At 70.1% G+C, this 15,230-nt stretch carries 15 protein-coding genes; 9 read left to right on the forward strand and 6 right to left on the reverse strand.

All coding sequences use genetic code 11. The features are described 5' to 3' along the window. The first annotated feature begins 160 nt into the window (after nt 1-160). Complete coding sequence (locus tag EV659_RS15005; protein ID WP_242463474.1) at nt 161-418, forward strand: hypothetical protein; 258 nt, start codon at nt 161-163, stop codon at nt 416-418. After that, a complete protein-coding gene (locus EV659_RS15010; protein ID WP_243641581.1) occupies nt 412-669 on the forward strand; it encodes a DUF302 domain-containing protein in 258 nt (85 codons plus the stop codon). Before EV659_RS15005 ends, EV659_RS15010 begins: the two co-directional genes overlap by 7 nt. 68 nt (nt 670-737) lie before the next feature. On the opposite strand, the gene EV659_RS04565 is transcribed toward EV659_RS15010, so the two are convergent. The 4 genes from EV659_RS04565 to EV659_RS04580 all read right to left on the reverse strand — a co-directional run bounded on the left by EV659_RS04565 (nt 738) and on the right by EV659_RS04580 (nt 6,995). Next, nucleotides 738-1,301, reverse strand: a complete 564-nt coding sequence (locus tag EV659_RS04565; protein WP_132707691.1) for a protein-tyrosine-phosphatase — start codon at nt 1,299-1,301, stop codon at nt 738-740. 37 nt (nt 1,302-1,338) lie between these two features. After that, complete coding sequence (locus EV659_RS04570; RefSeq protein WP_132707692.1) at nt 1,339-2,601, reverse strand: hypothetical protein; 1,263 nt, start codon at nt 2,599-2,601, stop codon at nt 1,339-1,341. Between the two features lie 132 nt (nt 2,602-2,733). Beyond that, complete coding sequence (locus EV659_RS04575) at nt 2,734-5,310, reverse strand: YbcC family protein (protein ID WP_200287340.1); 2,577 nt, start codon at nt 5,308-5,310, stop codon at nt 2,734-2,736. An 11-nt stretch (nt 5,311-5,321) separates the two neighbouring features. Beyond that, nucleotides 5,322-6,995: a proton-conducting transporter transmembrane domain-containing protein gene (locus EV659_RS04580; protein ID WP_132707693.1), complete on the reverse strand. Its 1,674-nt coding sequence runs from the start codon at nt 6,993-6,995 to the stop codon at nt 5,322-5,324. Nucleotides 6,996-7,132: 137 nt separating this feature from the next. Here EV659_RS04580 and EV659_RS04585 point away from each other — a divergent pair, with 137 nt between their 5' ends. From EV659_RS04585 to EV659_RS04615, 7 genes are all read left to right on the forward strand, one after another. Further along, nucleotides 7,133-8,005: a LysR family transcriptional regulator gene (locus EV659_RS04585; protein WP_132707694.1), complete on the forward strand. Its 873-nt coding sequence runs from the start codon at nt 7,133-7,135 to the stop codon at nt 8,003-8,005. 189 nt (nt 8,006-8,194) lie between these two features. Continuing rightward, nucleotides 8,195-9,727, forward strand: coding sequence for a signal recognition particle protein (gene ffh, locus EV659_RS04590; protein WP_132707695.1), 1,533 nt, complete (start codon nt 8,195-8,197; stop codon nt 9,725-9,727). Between the two features lie 117 nt (nt 9,728-9,844). Further along, nucleotides 9,845-10,228 (forward strand): 30S ribosomal protein S16, encoded by a 384-nt coding sequence (rpsP, locus tag EV659_RS15195; RefSeq protein ID WP_132707696.1) that lies wholly within the window; start codon nt 9,845-9,847, stop codon nt 10,226-10,228. 66 nt (nt 10,229-10,294) lie between these two features. Then, nucleotides 10,295-10,900 (forward strand): ribosome maturation factor RimM, encoded by a 606-nt coding sequence (rimM, locus tag EV659_RS04600; RefSeq protein WP_132707697.1) that lies wholly within the window; start codon nt 10,295-10,297, stop codon nt 10,898-10,900. A gap of 14 nt (nt 10,901-10,914) precedes the next feature. Then, on the forward strand, nt 10,915-11,658 hold the full coding sequence (gene trmD, locus EV659_RS04605; RefSeq protein WP_132707698.1) for a tRNA (guanosine(37)-N1)-methyltransferase TrmD: 744 nt from the start codon (nt 10,915-10,917) through the stop codon (nt 11,656-11,658). A gap of 5 nt (nt 11,659-11,663) precedes the next feature. Continuing rightward, nucleotides 11,664-12,080: a 50S ribosomal protein L19 gene (rplS, locus tag EV659_RS04610; protein WP_132707699.1), complete on the forward strand. Its 417-nt coding sequence runs from the start codon at nt 11,664-11,666 to the stop codon at nt 12,078-12,080. 204 nt (nt 12,081-12,284) lie between these two features. Next, nucleotides 12,285-13,310 (forward strand): aspartate-semialdehyde dehydrogenase, encoded by a 1,026-nt coding sequence (locus tag EV659_RS04615; protein ID WP_132707700.1) that lies wholly within the window; start codon nt 12,285-12,287, stop codon nt 13,308-13,310. Nucleotides 13,311-13,632: 322 nt separating this feature from the next. Here the strand turns inward: EV659_RS04615 and EV659_RS04620 are convergent, their stop codons facing one another. Beyond that, nucleotides 13,633-14,454, reverse strand: a complete 822-nt coding sequence (locus EV659_RS04620; RefSeq protein WP_132707701.1) for an SDR family NAD(P)-dependent oxidoreductase — start codon at nt 14,452-14,454, stop codon at nt 13,633-13,635. Continuing rightward, nucleotides 14,451-15,188, reverse strand: coding sequence for a DUF6134 family protein (locus tag EV659_RS04625; protein WP_165878729.1), 738 nt, complete (start codon nt 15,186-15,188; stop codon nt 14,451-14,453). The genes EV659_RS04620 and EV659_RS04625 overlap by 4 nt, the downstream gene beginning before the upstream one ends. Between the last annotated feature and the right edge of the window lie 42 nt (nt 15,189-15,230).

Raw genomic sequence — 15,230 nt, forward strand, 5'->3', positions numbered from 1 at the left:
GATCACCGACCATTCGAAATCCGTCAGGTCATAGCGGCGCCGGCTCATCGTTCCTCCTCTGCAATGAGGAAAAACGTGAATCACAAAACTGACGACAAAGGAATCCCGTTTATGAGTTTATGGCCTAGGAGACGATCCTCAACGGCGGAGGCCCCGTCTCATGCGGTCCGCATTGTTCACCCTGGCCTTGGTCTTGGCCACAATCCCGGCGCCGGGCGCCCAATCCGCCGGCGCCGCAGACCCGGACACCCGAACTGCAGGCGCCGCCGCCGGCGACGACGGGCTCGTGCGCACCACCGGGGCATTCGATGTGGCCCAGACCGTGGACCGTCTGGCCCGGGCGGTCGAGGCGCGCGGATCGACCATGGCGCAGGTGCGGCGCGTGTCGGGCTCGATCTGCGGCCGAGCCAGGTGCTGATCTTCGGCCGGCCCCAGGGCGGCACGCCACTGATGCAAGCCGCTCCGACCCTGGCGCTTGACCTGCCGCTCAAGGTGGCGGTCTATGAGGACGCCCACGGCACCACCCGTCTTATCCATACCGATCCGGGCTGGCTGCTGGCCCGCCACGGACTCGCCGAACGTCGGCCCGCCATCGACAAAATGCGCGGGCTGATGACAACGGTGACGGCCATTGCCGCCGGGCAAACGCACGGCACCGACGCCCCCTGACGCCCCGACACGCCGAGGGCCGCGCCGCCCCTGCCCTTGCCACACGCACCAGTGACAGACGCACCGGATCAGTCGGCCTCCAGGTCGCGGGCGCGTTCGGTGTGCTTGAGCAGCCCGGTCCATTCGGGGTGGGTCTCGACCATCCGGTGATAGACCGGCTTGACCGCCTCGATCAGCGCGCCGCCGGTATCCAGAATCTCGTCAGCGAACCGCAGCATACGGCTGTTGGGCCAGATCGGGTCGCGTACCGCGGCCACTGCGGCGAAGGCGCCGGCGGCGTCGGTCACCTGCATCCGGTAGAGCAGGATCGCCGCCGCCGCGGTCGAGCGCGACCGGCCCATATGGCAATGCACCAACAGATGCCGGACCTGGTGCGGCGCCAGGGCGTCGGCATGGGCGATCAGGTGGCGCACATCTTCGCGGTCGGGGGCGCGCAGGCCGGCCCGTTCGTCGATCAGGTCGTGCAGCCGCAGGGTCATCCGCGACGCCAACGCCATCCGATCGAGCGCCGGCGGGTCGGGCTCGTCGGGGTCGATCAGCGACACCGCGTGGCTGATGCCCCGATTGTGCAGGCCGGCCAATTCGTCGAGGCCGGCGATCGACAGGTCGAACGGCAACTGGGTCATGGGCATACGCTCCCTCCTTCTGATCGTCGAGGCCCGCCGGCGCTCAGTCCAGGGTCAGCAGATCCACCGCCCCGATGGTCGCCGGCACGCCGAGCCAGTCGGCCAGCGCTTCGGGCACCCAGGCGTCGCGCGGGCGCTTGCCGGTCATCAACAGGGCGAAATTGTCGGCCAGAATCTCTTCGGGGTGGATCGTGTACTGGGTGTTGCGGCCGATCCGGTCGTAAAGATCGTCCAGATCGTCGGTCCGGTAGAGACGCGCGGTGCCGTCGCGGCCGTTGACCGCCTCGCAGCGGCCGCCGGTGTGGCGCACCGCCATGAAGCCGGTGCGAAACTGCCCGGCAAAGCCCGGCGGGCGCCGCATCGGGTCATAGGTGCGCGACACGGCGTAGAGCAGCGGCACCACCTTGGTGGGCACACCGTCGACGGTCACCGGCAGATAGTGCGCATTGACCGGCGCGTCGGGGTTGGTGATCCGCCGCCCGGCATAGGGCGCGGGCAGGTCGAAGGTGCCGCAGGGCTCGAACCCGATCAGCGCGTAGAGCTCGTCGCGGGCGGCGCGATTGTGCCGCGACAGCACATGAAACAGCTCGTGATAGAACAGCTCCACCAGCGTGCCGTCGGCCGCCCGGCGTGCGATCAGCCCCGGCGCCGCCGTCGGCTCCACTGCCGTCGCTGTCGTCTGCGGCGAGGTGGTCGCCGGCCGCGCCTCGGTCCGGGCCGCTGCATCGGGTTGCGCGCCCTTGGGGCCATCGGCTGAGCCCGGCCCCGGGCCGGTTTGGCGCGGTGGCGAGCCCGCGTCCGGCCGGCCGGGTGCCGGCTGGGGCCGCTGGGCCGGCGTGCCCGCGTCGCCGGGCTTGGGGGGCGCGACCGGTTGGCCTTGCGGGCCGGTGGGGAACACAATGGCGTGGGCGCGGGTATGGGCGAGCCCGCCTTCGACCACCGGGCCGGCGCCGACGATTACCACCGTCTCGGGCAGCCAGCGGGCGAGTTTGGCAATCCGCGCGCGTTCGCCGTCGATCAGGGTGGTGAGCAGGTCGCGTTCGCGGGTGGTAAAGCCGCGCGCGGCCTGGGCATAGGCATCGCGGAGCGCGGCAACCGGCACCGGCGTTTCGGACAACAGCCGGATCGCCGGGTCAGCGGGGCTCATCTGGTCGAAATAGTCGTCATAGGCGCCGCTCAGGATCGCCCGGGCCTCGTCGGGCGCGGCCAGGCGCACCTCGACCGCCAGCGCAGGCCCCGCCAAGAGCCCCGCAAGCCCCAAGGTGGCCACCCCACAGATCGCCGCACGACGCAGCATCGACAGCATGACAAAACACCTCGACAGGGCCGGCCAAACGGCGCGGACGGTTGGCGACAACGGCATGGGGCGCGAGCCTAACCGCCCGCGCCCCCGCCGTCACCCCCCAGCCCTCAAGCCTTCAAGGCCTCAAGGCGGAGGCTATGCCGCCGCTTCGACCTGTGCGGCGGCGCCGTCGGCCACCGGCTCCCAACGGCCCCGGCCCGCATAGCGCTGCGCCACCCGGCCGGTGTCGTCGAAGGCGTAGAGCGCCAGCCAGCCATGGTCGAGCAGGTGGCGCACATGCTCATGCTTGGCGATCACCGCGTCGATGGCGTCGGTGGGCGCGGCGATCAGCACCGGCAGGCGCACCGGGTCGTGGATCAGCTTGTCGCCGTCGTCGAGCGACTGAACCGGCAGGCCGACGCGCAGGTCGCCGGCATTGCCTTCCAGCACACCCACGGTCCCAACGACGTTGTGCAACACCTTGTTGCCGCAACCGAAAACCCGGTTGTCCACGGTCGAGGCGAAATATTGCAGGCTGATCCAACTGGCCACCACCATGGGCGCGGTCATGATCACTTCGAGCACGCCGAAGCCCTCGTCGCGCTGCCAGTCATAGGAGTGCAGGAACGCCTTGCCGGCCAGATCCAGATGCTGGGTGAAGGCGCGCGGCGCGGCGACGAAGGCAGCACAGCCGGCCAGCCCCCATTCGGGCCGCACCTGGCTCCAGTCGCGGCTGCGGTCGATGACGCCGTCGGGTGTCACCCGGCCGGTCGGGTCGGTCAGCAGACCGGCGCGTTCGGCGCGGGCCCGCGCGCCCGCCTCGTAGAGCCGGTCGGCGAGCCGGGTCGCGTCGGCCTTGTGGCTGTCGGGCACCCGGGCGGTGTCGAACAGCACCACCCGGTCGGTGGTTGTGTCGTGCTGGGCGCCCAGGAACACCGTGTCCTCGGGCACGGCGAGGCCGCGCTGGGCCAGCCCCCGGCGCACCTCGGGGTCGTTCAGCACCGCTGCGGCGATACGCACATTGGGTTCGCCGGTCAGGCCGCCGCACGCGCCGCAGTCGAGGCCGGCGGCGTGGGGATTGTTGACCGTGGTCGAACCGTGGCCGACCAACACCACCAGACGCGCGAAGCCCTCGGTCAGCGACAGGCCGCGCAGCGCGCCCTCGCCCAGCGCCACCCGATCGTCGAGCGGCAGGGCCGAGATGTCGGGCGCCAGGTCGGCAGCCACCTGGCCGTCGAGGCCGTCGTCGCGCGGGTGCGGCACCGGGCGGCTGGTGCCGAGCGTGTCGGTGACCAGCTTGGCCAGATAGCTCGGCCCGGCGGTCTCGACGAACGAAAACGCCGACACCGCCGCCATCTTGAACGACTTCCAGGCGCGCGTGGCGGTGCGCCGGGCCCGCCGCTTGTCGATCGCCGCGTGCACCCGGTCGGCGGCGTCGGCCGGCCCGTGGGCGCAGCGATGGGCGCTGGCCAGGCTTTCGCGCACGGTGTGGCTGGGCAGCAGCGGCACCGGGCAGTGGGCGCTGCCGACCTCGTCGCCAAGCCGCACATATTCCATGGGGAAGGCGAAGAAGCCGGCAAAACCGATGGTCGCCACATCGGGCGCCACCGCTTCGAGGGCGCGGCGATAGACCTCGGAACGCACGTCGATGCAGAAGGCCAGTTGGGCAGACGGCCGAGCTGGGCCGGTCTCGATGCGGTCGGCGGCGCCGTTGATGGTGGCGATCAAGCGCCGTTGCCAGCCGCGATCATAGGCGGTCTGCAACAGCGCGTCGACCATCAGCGCGGTCTCGCCGGCGCGGTCGGTGGCGTCGTCATAGGCCCGGCGTGCCTCGGCCCAGGCCCGGTCCACGCCCTGGGGTGCGAGCGCTGTCAGCAGCGCCGCCTCCCAGGCCAGGCGCACGGCCAGGAACTGCGCGGCGGTGTCGTCCGCCTCGCCGGCCAGTTCGTCGGTCCAGCCCAGATAGCGCGCGTACCCGGCCCAGCCGGCCATGTCCATGACCAGCCGGTGCAGATAGGTCTTCACGCCATCGGCGGGCACGCCGAGCAGCGCCAGCGCCTCGGCCGCGGCCGCCGCCGGGTCTTCGGGCAGGGTCTGAACCGCGGCCGAGAAGCCCTTGAGCCCCATCACGTCGGGCGTCCGGTCCAGCACCGCCTCGGCGCGCCAGGCGGCATAGGGGGCCAGGTGGCGCCAGGGCGACGGCCACAGCGCCTGGCCGCCGTCGAAATGGCGCCCGGCCCAGTGCGAGATCTGGTCGGTCATGAACCGCGCCCAGTCCTCGCCCGTGGCTTGGGCGGCGACCCCGGCGACCGTGGGCAGGGCGGCCGCGCGCGCCACCATATCGTCGCCGCGCCCGGCCAGCGTCTTGAGCGCGGCCGCGTCGGCGGGCAGATCGGCGGCACGGTCGCCGGCCTCGCTCCGCCCGGTTTCCAGCGCCGCCGCCAGGTCGGCATTGGTGATCCGCCCCTCGGCGATCGCCCGGGCATAGAAGCCGCGCGGCATGGCCATGCGCGCCCCAGCGGCGCGCGCCATGGTCACCGCGGCACGGGTGAAGGTCTGTTCGGCGATGCCGAGGAACGGGTTGACGGCGACAAAGGTGCGCAGCGGCCACAAGGGTGCCACCCGGCCGGCGGCCTCGGCCAGGGCGGCGCCGGCGGCCTCGGCGGTCAGCGCGGCCTGGCCCGGTGTCGTCGGCTGGCCCGCAGCGGGGGTCATGGTCGGATCGAAGGGCATGGCTTGGCTCCTCATGACTGAAGGGGGGATTGCGCGCTGGGCGCGTGCGACGAGACGGTGGGAACGGCCCCGGGCGTGGCGGACGCACTGGCCGCGTCGGCGGCGTGGGCCCGGGCGGGCGCCTGGCGCAGCGCGCCGATGCGGCGGTTCACATAGGCGTTGGCATAGGCACCTTGGGCGGCCAGCAGGTAGAGCCAGCGCCCCTGTCCGGGCGCCAACCGCGGCCCCAGGGCCTGGGCCAGGGTGACCAGGGCGAACGCGCCGCCGACCACCGCCATCACCGCCTGCATGGCCAGCGTCGGCTCGACCGGGCGCGGCAGCATGGCGTCGAGCAGCAGGTGGGCGCCCAGTTGCAGGCCCACATAGACCAGCGCCAGCGCGCCGCTGGTGGTCACCGTGCGCACCACCACCTCGCGGCCCGGCTTACCGGTCAGCCCCTGCGACACCAGATGGGTCAGGCCCATCACCAGGATGGCACCGAACAGCAGGATCGCCGGCTCGGTCTCGGGCGTCAGGCCGGCGACCGTGGCGATCACCAGGAACAGCCCCAGCGACAGGGTCAAGGCGGCGACGAAGGCCGCCGGGTGGGCACCATAGGGGCCCGGGCGCGGCATCGACCGGCGCACCGTTTCGACCACGCTGCCGGCGGACAGGAACGCGTGCGCCTTGTAAAGCGAGTGGGCGACGATGTGCAGCACGGCGGCGGAAAACGCCCCCAACCCGCACTGCAACAACATGAAGCCCATCTGCGCGACGGTCGAATAGGCCAGCGAGACCTTGACGCTCGGCTGGGTGAGCATGGCGATGCAGCCGAACAGCGCGGTGACCGCGCCGATCACCGCCAGCACGGTCATGGCGCCGAGGCTCAACACCATCACGTCGGCGAAGCGCACCACCAGAAAGCCGCCGGCATTGACGATCCCGGCGTGCAACAGCGCCGACACCGGCGTCGGCGTTTCCATCACCTCCAGCAACCAGCCGTGGGTCGGGAACTGCGCCGACTTCAGCACCGCGGCGATGACGATCAGCCCGGCGGCCAGCGCCACGCCCCACGGCGCACTGCCGGCAGCGGCCGCCGCCGACGCGGCCTCGGCGATGCCGGCCAGGTCGGCGGTGCCGAACGCCCGCGCCAGCAGAAGCGCCGCCAGGATCAGTGCGGCATCGCCGGCGCGCGCGGCCAGGAACTTCTTGCGCGCCGCGACCACGGCGATCGGCCGGTCGGCATAGAACACCAACAACCGGTGCAAGGTCAGGCTGGTGGCGATCCAGGCCGCCACCAGGTGCCACAGATTGCCCGCCGTCACCAGCAGCAGCACCGCCGCCAGGGTCAGGCACAGCGCGCCCATGAACCGACCGTGGCGGGCGTCGCCGTCCATATAGTTGCGGCTGAACTCGGTGACGATGACGCCGACGAACGACACCAGGCAGGCCATGATGGCGCTCAGCGGGTCGAGGCGCGGGCTGAGCCCCACGCCGCCCACGCCGATCAGCGCGCCGGTGGCCGGCCCGCCAACGATCAGCCCCAAGCCGGCAACCACCGACAGGGCGAGCGCGCCGAGCGTGGCGACCCGCGCGGCGGTCAGGACGAGGCGCGGCCGGCGCCCCGGGTCGACCAGCGACACGCCGGCGGCCAGCGCCAGCAACAGCGCGGCCACCGGATAAAAGGCAGCCAGAAAGGCGGACATGAGCAATCTCCGTCAAAAAGAAGCGGGGTGGGAAAGCGATGCTGGGGCTTGGAGTAGCAGCCCGATTTTGATATATAAAATTCAATGATTGGAACGAATCGTTCGGAAAATACGAACGTTTACGGAGCCGCCACGCCATGGCCGCGCTGAACTATCACCATCTGCGCTATTTCTGGGCGGTGGCCCATGAGGGGTCGCTGACCGGTGCGGCGGCGCGGCTGAACGTGGCGCAATCGTCGCTGTCGGTGCAGATCAAGACCCTGGAGGAGCGGCTGGGCCACGCGCTGTTCGAGCGCCGGGGCAAGCATCTGGTGCTGACCGAAGCGGGGCGCATCGCGCTCGACCATGCCGACGCCATCTTCGACCTGGGCGACGATCTGCTGGCCACGCTGGCCGAGGCCGGCACCGCACAGCGCAGCGTGTTCCGGGTCGGCGCGGTGTCGACCCTGTCGCGCAATTTCCAGCTCAGTTTCCTGCGCCCTTTGCTGGACCGCGTGGACGTGGAGGTGGTGATCCGCTCGGGCCGGCTGGGGCCGCTGTTGCAGGCGCTCGAAGCCCACCAGTTGGACGTGGTGCTGGCCAACACCCTGCCGCCGCGCGACGCCGCCAGCCCCTGGCTCGCCCATGTGATCGACGACCAGCCGGTCAGCCTTATCGGCACACCGGGCCGGGTCGCCGGCCGCGCCGACCTGGCCGCGCTGGTCACCGACAACGCGCTGGTGGCGCCGACCCGCGACAGCAGCATCCGCGCCGACTTCGACGCGCTGATGGACCGGCTGGGCCTGCGCCCGCGCCTGGCGGCCGAGGTGGACGACATGGCCATGCTGCGGCTGTTGGCCCGCGACGATATGGGGCTTGCGGTGCTGCCGCCGATCGTGGTGCAGGATGAACTGGACAGCGGCGCCCTGGTCGAGGCGCTGCGCCTGCCCGACCTGACCGAGTCGTTCTACGCCATCACCCAGCGCCGCCGGTTTCCCAACCCCTTGCTGAAGGCGCTGTTGCCGGCCTGATCGCCTGCGCACCCGGTGTCAGCCGTTTGACATGCGGCCCTAAACCGCGTAATGACCCTATCCGATTCCGGTTTTCGGACATGACATACCGATCCGCGCCCGAGGGTGCCCACCAGTCAGCGAGGTTTCGCCCACTGGTGCCATTGGTGTTTGTCTGACCGCCGTTTGCCCACCGGATGGAGAGGCATGATGTTCGACAGTTTGAGCGATAAGCTCGGCGCGATTTTCGACGGCCTGCAAAAGCGCGGCGCGCTCAAGGAAGCCGACGTGACCGCCGCCCTGCGCGAGGTCCGTGTGGCGTTGCTGGAGGCCGACGTGGCGCTGCCCGTGGTCAAGGACCTGATGGGCCGGGTCAAGGCGCGCGCGGTCGGCGCGGAAGTGCTGCGCTCGGTGACGCCGGGCCAGCAGGTGATCAAGATCGTCCATGACGAGCTCAAGGAAACGCTTGGCTCGGACGGCCAGGGGCTCAACATCCACCGCGCGCCGCCGGTGCCGATCCTGATGGTCGGCCTGCAGGGCTCGGGTAAAACCACGACCAGCGCCAAGATCGCCAAGCGACTGACCGAGCGGGACAAGCAAAAGGTCCTGATGGCCTCGCTGGACACCCGCCGTCCGGCCGCCATGGAACAGCTCAAGACCCTGGGCGAGCAGAACCAGATCGCCACCCTGCCGATCGTCGAGGGCCAGACCGCCGCCGATATCGCCAAGCGCGCGCTCCAGGCCGCCAAGCTGCAAGGCTTCGACGTGGTGATCCTGGACACCGCCGGGCGCATGGCCATCGACGAAGACCTGATGGCCGAGGTCGAGCAGGTGCGCCGCATCGCCGACCCGGCCGAGACGCTGCTGGTCGCCGACAGCCTGACCGGTCAGGACGCGGTGACCACCGCCAAGACCTTCGACGAGCGCGTCGGCATCACCGGCGTGGTGCTGACCCGGATGGACGGCGACGGCCGCGGCGGCGCGGCCCTGTCCATGCGCGCCGTGACCGGCAAGCCGATCAAGCTGGTCGGCGTGGGTGAAAAGGCCGACGCGCTGGAAGACTTCCACCCCGAGCGGATCGCCGGGCGCATCCTCGGCATGGGCGACATCGTCAGCCTGGTGGAAAAGGCCCAGGAGACGTTCGAGCAGGAAAAGGCCGAACGCCTGGCGCGCAAGATGCAGAAGGGCCGCTTCGATCTGGACGATCTGAGCACCCAGTTGCAGCAGATGCGCAAGATGGGCGGCATGAAAAGCCTGATGGGCATGATGCCCGGCATGGGCAAGCTGCAAAAGCAGATGGACGAGGCCGGCTTCGACGACCGCATGATCCGCCGCCAGGAAGCGATCATCTCGTCGATGACGCCCCAGGAGCGCCGGGCGCCCGACCTGATGAACGCGTCGCGCAAGCGCCGGGTCGCCGCCGGCTGCGGCTTGACCGTGCAAGAGGTCAACCGGCTGCTGAAAATGCACAAACAAATGTCGGGCATGATGAAGCGCATGGGCAAGGCGTCCAAGCGCGGCGGTGGCATGCCCAACATGGCCGCGCTGATGGGCATGGGCGGGGCGGCCCCGGGCATGGGCGCCAAGCTGCCGCCCGGCATGGGGCTCGGTCCCGGCGCCATGGGCCCCGGCGGCCCTGGCATGCCCGGCCTGCCCGGCGATGGCGACGGCGACGGTCTGCCGCCGCTGCCGCCCACCGGCGGTGCCGGCAGCGGGCGCAAACCCAAGCGCCGCAAGAAGTAACCCCTGATACGGCGCCGTGTCGGGGCTTGTGCACCTGCGCTCCCCGGCCGCCGCCCCCGACCGAACAAACCCAACCCGATCCCGCGCGGGATCACCAGTCAAGGAAGGACCAACCCCATGGCACTCGCAATTCGCCTGTCCCGCGGCGGCGCCAAGAAGCGCCCCTATTACCGCATCGTGGTGGCCGACAGCCGCATGCCCCGCGACGGCCGCTTCATCGAGAAGGTCGGCACCTATAACCCGACCCTGCCCAAGGACCATGACGAGCGTCTCCGCATGGACCTGGACAAGATCAAGGACTGGATGGCCAAGGGTGCCCAGCCCACCGACCGGGTGGCGCGGTTCCTGGAAAATGCCGGCGTGATGGACAAGAAGACGCGCAACAACCCCAACAAGGCCAAGCCGTCGAAGAAGACCCTGGAGCGCCAGGAAGAGAAGCGCCAGAAGGAAGAAGAGCGCAAGGAAGCCGAAGCCGCCGCCAAGGAAGAAGCCGAGGCGTAACCGGCTTGGACCGACCGGGGTTCGGCTGATCGCACCCCGGTCGCCGCCGCGCAAGGAGGCCGCGCCATGGCCGCAGCCGACCCCGACGACCGTACCGACAACCGCCACTGGGTGTGCGTGGCCGCCTTGGCCGGCGCCCATGGGGTGCGCGGCGAGGTGCGGGTCAAGACCTTCACCGACACGCCCGACGCCCTGGCGCGGTTCGAGACGCTGCACAAGGGCGCCTGCGGGCCGGTCTGCCGGCTGACCCTGACCCGGCCGATCAAGGGCGGCATGGCCGGCCGGATCGACGGTGTCACCAGCCGCGAGGACGCCCAGGCGTTGAGCGGCACAAGGCTTTACGTGCCGCGCACCGCCTTGCCCGACGACGCCGACGAGGACGAGTTCTATCTGGCCGATCTGGTCGGCTTGACCGCGCTCGACCTCGACGGTCGGCCGCTCGGCCGCGTCCAGGGCGTGCCCAATTATGGCGCCGGCGACCTGATCGAGCTGCGTCTCGACACCCCGGTCAAGGGCTTCGGCCGGTCGCCATTGATCCCGTTCGAGGCGCGCTGGGTGCCCGAGGTGGCGATCGATGCGGGCACCCTGACCGTCGACCTGGCCGGCTGGTTGGCCCGCCAGGTGGACGGTAGCGACCCGGACGCCCCGGCGGGCGGCAAGGCCGGCGGTTGAGCGGAGACCGAGCCATGAGCGAGGCGCCCACCGCCGACACCCGCCCGGTATTCACCGCCCAGGTGCTGTCGATCCTGCCCGAGATGTTTCCCGGGCCATTGGGATTGAGCCTCGCCGGCCGCGCGCTCGACCGCGGCATCTGGGGGTTGAAAACCCTGGACATCCGCGACTTTTCACGCGATAAGCACCGGTCCGTCGATGACACCCCGGCCGGTGGCGGCCCGGGGATGGTGATGCGTGCCGACATCGTGGCCGATGCCATCGATGCGGCGCGGGCGGACGCCGACCCTGATTGGCCGCTGGTTTATCTGTCGCCGCGCGGGCGCCGGTTCGACCAGGCGATGGCCGGCGACTGGGCGGCACGCGGCGGGGTGACGCTGCTGTGCGGCCGGTTCGAAGGCGTCGACCAGCGCGTGCTGGATGCGCGCGGGGTCGAAGAGGTGTCGGTGGGCGACTTTGTGCTGTCGGGCGGGGAGCCTGCGGCCATCGTCATGCTCGACGCGGTGATCCGGCTGTTGCCCGGCGTCATGGGCAAGGCCGAGAGCGCCGAGGAAGAGAGTTTTTCGGCGGGGCTTCTCGAAGCGCCGCACTATACCCGCCCCACCGTGTGGGACGGGCGCGCGATCCCGGACGTGCTGTTGTCCGGTCACCATGGGCGGATCGCTGCCTGGCGGCAGGATCGGGCCGAAGAAATCACCCGCTTACGTCGGCCGGACCTGTGGTCGACCTATGAGCGGACAGCAAATGAAGAAGGATAGGGCAGATGAACCCGATCGAGAAACTGGAACAGGAACAGCTCGCCAAGCTGACCGACGGCAAGACGATCCCCGAATTCGGGCCCGGCGACACGGTGCGCCTGCAACTCAAGGTGGTCGAAGGCAATCGCGAGCGGCTGCAGCCGTTCGAGGGCGTGGTGATCGCGCGCTCGGGCAAGGGCATCCACGAATCGTTCACCATGCGCAAAACCTCGTTCGGCGAGGGCGTGGAGCGGGTGTTCCCGGTCTATTCGCCCAATATCGCCAAGATCGACGTGATCCGTCGCGGTGCCGTGCGCCGGGCCAAGCTCTACTATCTGCGCGGCCGCACCGGTAAGGCTGCCCGGATTCCCGAGCGCAAGGACTGGCGCCGCAAGCCGAAAAACGCCCAAGCGGCGAAACCCACCACCAAACCGGCGCAGTAACCGGGGCGGGCCGCACGGGTCCTGCCCCCAAGGGCACCCCGCAGGCCAGCCACAGGCTGTATGACCGATCAGGCGGTGCCCCTTGAGGGGTGCCGCCTTTTTTCGTTTTGATTGGACCCACAGGGTCTTGTTTGATCGCCCGACCGACGCTGCCGCGATCGCGCGCGCCGCCGCCACCGGGCCCACAGATTTGAGGAACAGTCCATGAGCTATCGCATCGCCGTAGTGGGCGCCACCGGCCTGGTCGGCCAGGAAATGCTCAACATCCTGGCCGAACGCGAGTTCCCCGCCGCCCGGGTGCACGCGCTGGCGTCGCGCCGGTCGCTCGGCCAGACCGCCGCCTATGGCGAGCGGACGCTGAAGGTGGCAGCACTCGACGATTTCGATTTTTCCCAGGTGGATATCGCCTTGTTCGCCGCGGGTGGCTCGGTGGCCGCCGAGCACGCGCCGCGCGCCGCTCACGCCGGCGCCATGGTGATCGACAATTCGTCGCACTTCCGCATGGACCCCGACGTGCCGCTGGTGGTGCCCGAGGTGAACCCCGAGGCCCTGGGCCAGGCCAGCAAGCGCATCATCGCCAACCCCAATTGCTCGACCGCGCAGATGGTGGTGGCGTTGAAGCCGCTCCACGACCGGGCGATTTTGCGCCGGGTGTCGGTGGCCACCTATCAGGCGGTGTCGGGGGCGGGCAAGGCGGCGTCGGACGAGTTGTTCACCCAGACCCGCAACATCTTCGTCAACCAGGAGCCCGAGCCCGAGGCGTTCACCAAGCAGATCGCCTTCAACGTGATCCCGCATATCGACGTGTTCATGGACGACGGCGCGACCAAGGAAGAATGGAAGATGGTGGTCGAGACCAAGAAGATCCTCGACCCCAAGGTGCGGGTGTTTGCCACCTGCGTGCGCGTGCCGGTGTTCGTGGGCCATGCCGAGGCGCTGCACCTGGAGTTCGCCCAGCCGATCGAGCCCGACGAGGCGCGCGAGATCCTGCGCGAAGCACCGGGCGTGCTGGTGGTCGACAAGCCCGAGGACGGCGGCTATGTGACGCCGGTCGAAGCCGCCGGCGAGTTCGCCACCTATGTCAGCCGCATCCGCACCGACCCCACGGTCGAACACGGGCTGGCGCTGTGGTGCGTGTCGGACAATCTGCGCAAGGGCGCGGCGCTCAACGCGGTACAGATCGCCGAAAGCCTGATCGCCCGCCACCTGCCCGCACCGGCCGGCGACTGACCGCGCCGGCCGATGAGGCCGCCGCGGCGGGCCCGGTCGAGACCGGCCCGACCGCCCGTCGCCGGCGCGCCCTGGAGACGGCCGATCGGGACACAGGCGCAACGTGCCGGTGATTGCGGTTCGAAAACGGTGGCCGCGCCCCGGCGGCAAGCCTGGTGCAGTGTCGTTCAATACCGACCGCCCTCGCCCGACCCGTCAGCCGTGTGGCGGTGACCGGCGCCGCCGGATTGGCCGATGCCGACCGGATACCGGCCATGTTGCACCAGACCGCCGGCGGTCGAGATCGCCTGCCGATCAACACCGGGGACGTTTCGCCGTCGGGTCAGCGCCGGGCGCTGTCCGAGGTGCTGGCGCCGGCCCCGGTCGGTTGGGCTGCATCGTCGGCGCGGGCCGGCGGGCGCATGAGCGCGAAGTAAAGCGGGTAGGGCAGGCAGCGCAGCAGCTTGAGCAGCAGGGTGAACCGGCGCGGAAACGAGATCTCGAACCGGCGGGTCTTCAACCCGGCGATAATTCGGTCGGCGGCCTTGTCGGCGCTGATGATGAACGGCATGGGGAAGGGGTTGCTGGCGGTCATCGGCGTGTCGACGAAACCCGGCGACACCACCTGCACCAGCACGCCGTCGCGCCCCGCCTCGGGATGCAGCGACTCCGCCACATGGGTCATCGCCGCCTTGGACGCGCCATAGGCCGCCGCACCGGGCAGGCCGGTATAGCCCGCCACCGACGAGATCAGCATGATCCGGCCCCGCCCGCGGGCGCGCATGCGCCCAAACGCCGCCAGCGCCACGGTCAGCGCGGCGAAGAAATTGACCTCGAAATGATCGCGGAACAGCTTGACCGTCAACGTGTCGGCGGGCGCCAGTTTCCAGAACCCGGCACCATAGATCAGCGTCGCGACCGGTCCGAGCGCTTGCTCCACCTGATCGAGCGCCGCCGCGACCGCCGCCTCGTCGGTGGCGTCGAGCGGCACCGGCACGATACGGGCGGCCTTGGGCCCGGCCTCGTCGGCGACCGCCTGCAACTTGTCCGCCGAGCGCGCCGAAATCGCCACCGGCACCCCGGCACGCGCCAGCTTGAGCGCCACCGACCGGCCCATACCGGTGGACGCACCAACGATCCAGACGGGGCCTTCCACTCGGGTCATGATGCGTGGGTCTCCTGCTCTTTGGGGTCGATGCAATGGCCGATCAGCGGGTGCTGGGCCAGATCGTCTTGAACCGGCGCCACGGGGCGGCGGGTCGGGCGATAGACGATGGTCGAGCCGTCGCGCTTGACCTGAAAGGCGATTTTGGCGAGGCACCGGTCGGCATCGTACCAGAGGTCGAATGCCAGGTCCGGCCCGCTCAGATGATAGCGCGTGGCCTCGATCCGCTGCTTCGCCTGATCGGCGGGCGCTGCAACGGCGTCCGGCCCGCGCCCGGTAATGGTCACGTCCATGACCGCCCCGGTCTGAGTGTTGATCAGGCGGTCCTGATCCGGCGTCGCGGGGTGCCAGTAGCTGGTCGCCAACAGGCCGTCGGGGGCCGACACGTCGACGGTTTCGCCGGCGCCGGTGACGATCCGATAGCCGCCGTCAACCCACTGGGCCTCGACGCTCAGATCGGTGCCGTTATTGTTGGTTGCGCTGTTCAACGCCACCAGGCGGCCGTTTCGCCACACCTCGCGATTGTCGTGTTCGTAGCGATAAACGGTGATAAAGGCGAACTTGACCTTGAGCCGGATCGACACGTCGACCGCCAAGCCGCCGTCGGGCAGGGCCTTGAAGGCGATCTCATGGCGGCCGATGGTCTCGCCTTTGCGCAACACGTCGAAGCCGAAGCCCGGCTGTGGACCCAGGTTAGCCCAAGCGGCTCCGGCGCTTGCCAGGGCGAGCGCCAAGCATGTGACCAGCGCAGCCCGGCGACCGCAATTGGCCGCCCC

This window comes from Rhodothalassium salexigens DSM 2132, from assembly GCF_004341375.1.
Classification (GTDB): domain Bacteria; phylum Pseudomonadota; class Alphaproteobacteria; order Sphingomonadales; family Rhodothalassiaceae; genus Rhodothalassium; species Rhodothalassium salexigens.

Bases quoted from the DNA above. Each gene is read 5' to 3' on its own strand.
- EV659_RS15005 (WP_242463474.1), top strand. From the start codon at position 161: ATGCGGTCCGCATTGTTCACCCTGGCCTTGGTCTTGGCCACAATCCCG.
- EV659_RS04565 (WP_132707691.1), bottom strand. From the start codon at position 1,301: ATGCCCATGACCCAGTTGCCGTTCGACCTGTCGATCGCCGGCCTCGAC.
- EV659_RS04570 (WP_132707692.1), bottom strand. From the start codon at position 2,601: ATGCTGTCGATGCTGCGTCGTGCGGCGATCTGTGGGGTGGCCACCTTG.
- EV659_RS04575 (WP_200287340.1), bottom strand. From the start codon at position 5,310: ATGCCCTTCGATCCGACCATGACCCCCGCTGCGGGCCAGCCGACGACA.
- EV659_RS04580 (WP_132707693.1), bottom strand. From the start codon at position 6,995: ATGTCCGCCTTTCTGGCTGCCTTTTATCCGGTGGCCGCGCTGTTGCTG.
- EV659_RS04585 (WP_132707694.1), top strand. From the start codon at position 7,133: ATGGCCGCGCTGAACTATCACCATCTGCGCTATTTCTGGGCGGTGGCC.
- ffh (WP_132707695.1), top strand. From the start codon at position 8,195: ATGTTCGACAGTTTGAGCGATAAGCTCGGCGCGATTTTCGACGGCCTG.
- rpsP (WP_132707696.1), top strand. From the start codon at position 9,845: ATGGCACTCGCAATTCGCCTGTCCCGCGGCGGCGCCAAGAAGCGCCCC.
- rimM (WP_132707697.1), top strand. From the start codon at position 10,295: ATGGCCGCAGCCGACCCCGACGACCGTACCGACAACCGCCACTGGGTG.
- trmD (WP_132707698.1), top strand. From the start codon at position 10,915: ATGAGCGAGGCGCCCACCGCCGACACCCGCCCGGTATTCACCGCCCAG.
- rplS (WP_132707699.1), top strand. From the start codon at position 11,664: ATGAACCCGATCGAGAAACTGGAACAGGAACAGCTCGCCAAGCTGACC.
- EV659_RS04615 (WP_132707700.1), top strand. From the start codon at position 12,285: ATGAGCTATCGCATCGCCGTAGTGGGCGCCACCGGCCTGGTCGGCCAG.
- EV659_RS04620 (WP_132707701.1), bottom strand. From the start codon at position 14,454: ATGACCCGAGTGGAAGGCCCCGTCTGGATCGTTGGTGCGTCCACCGGT.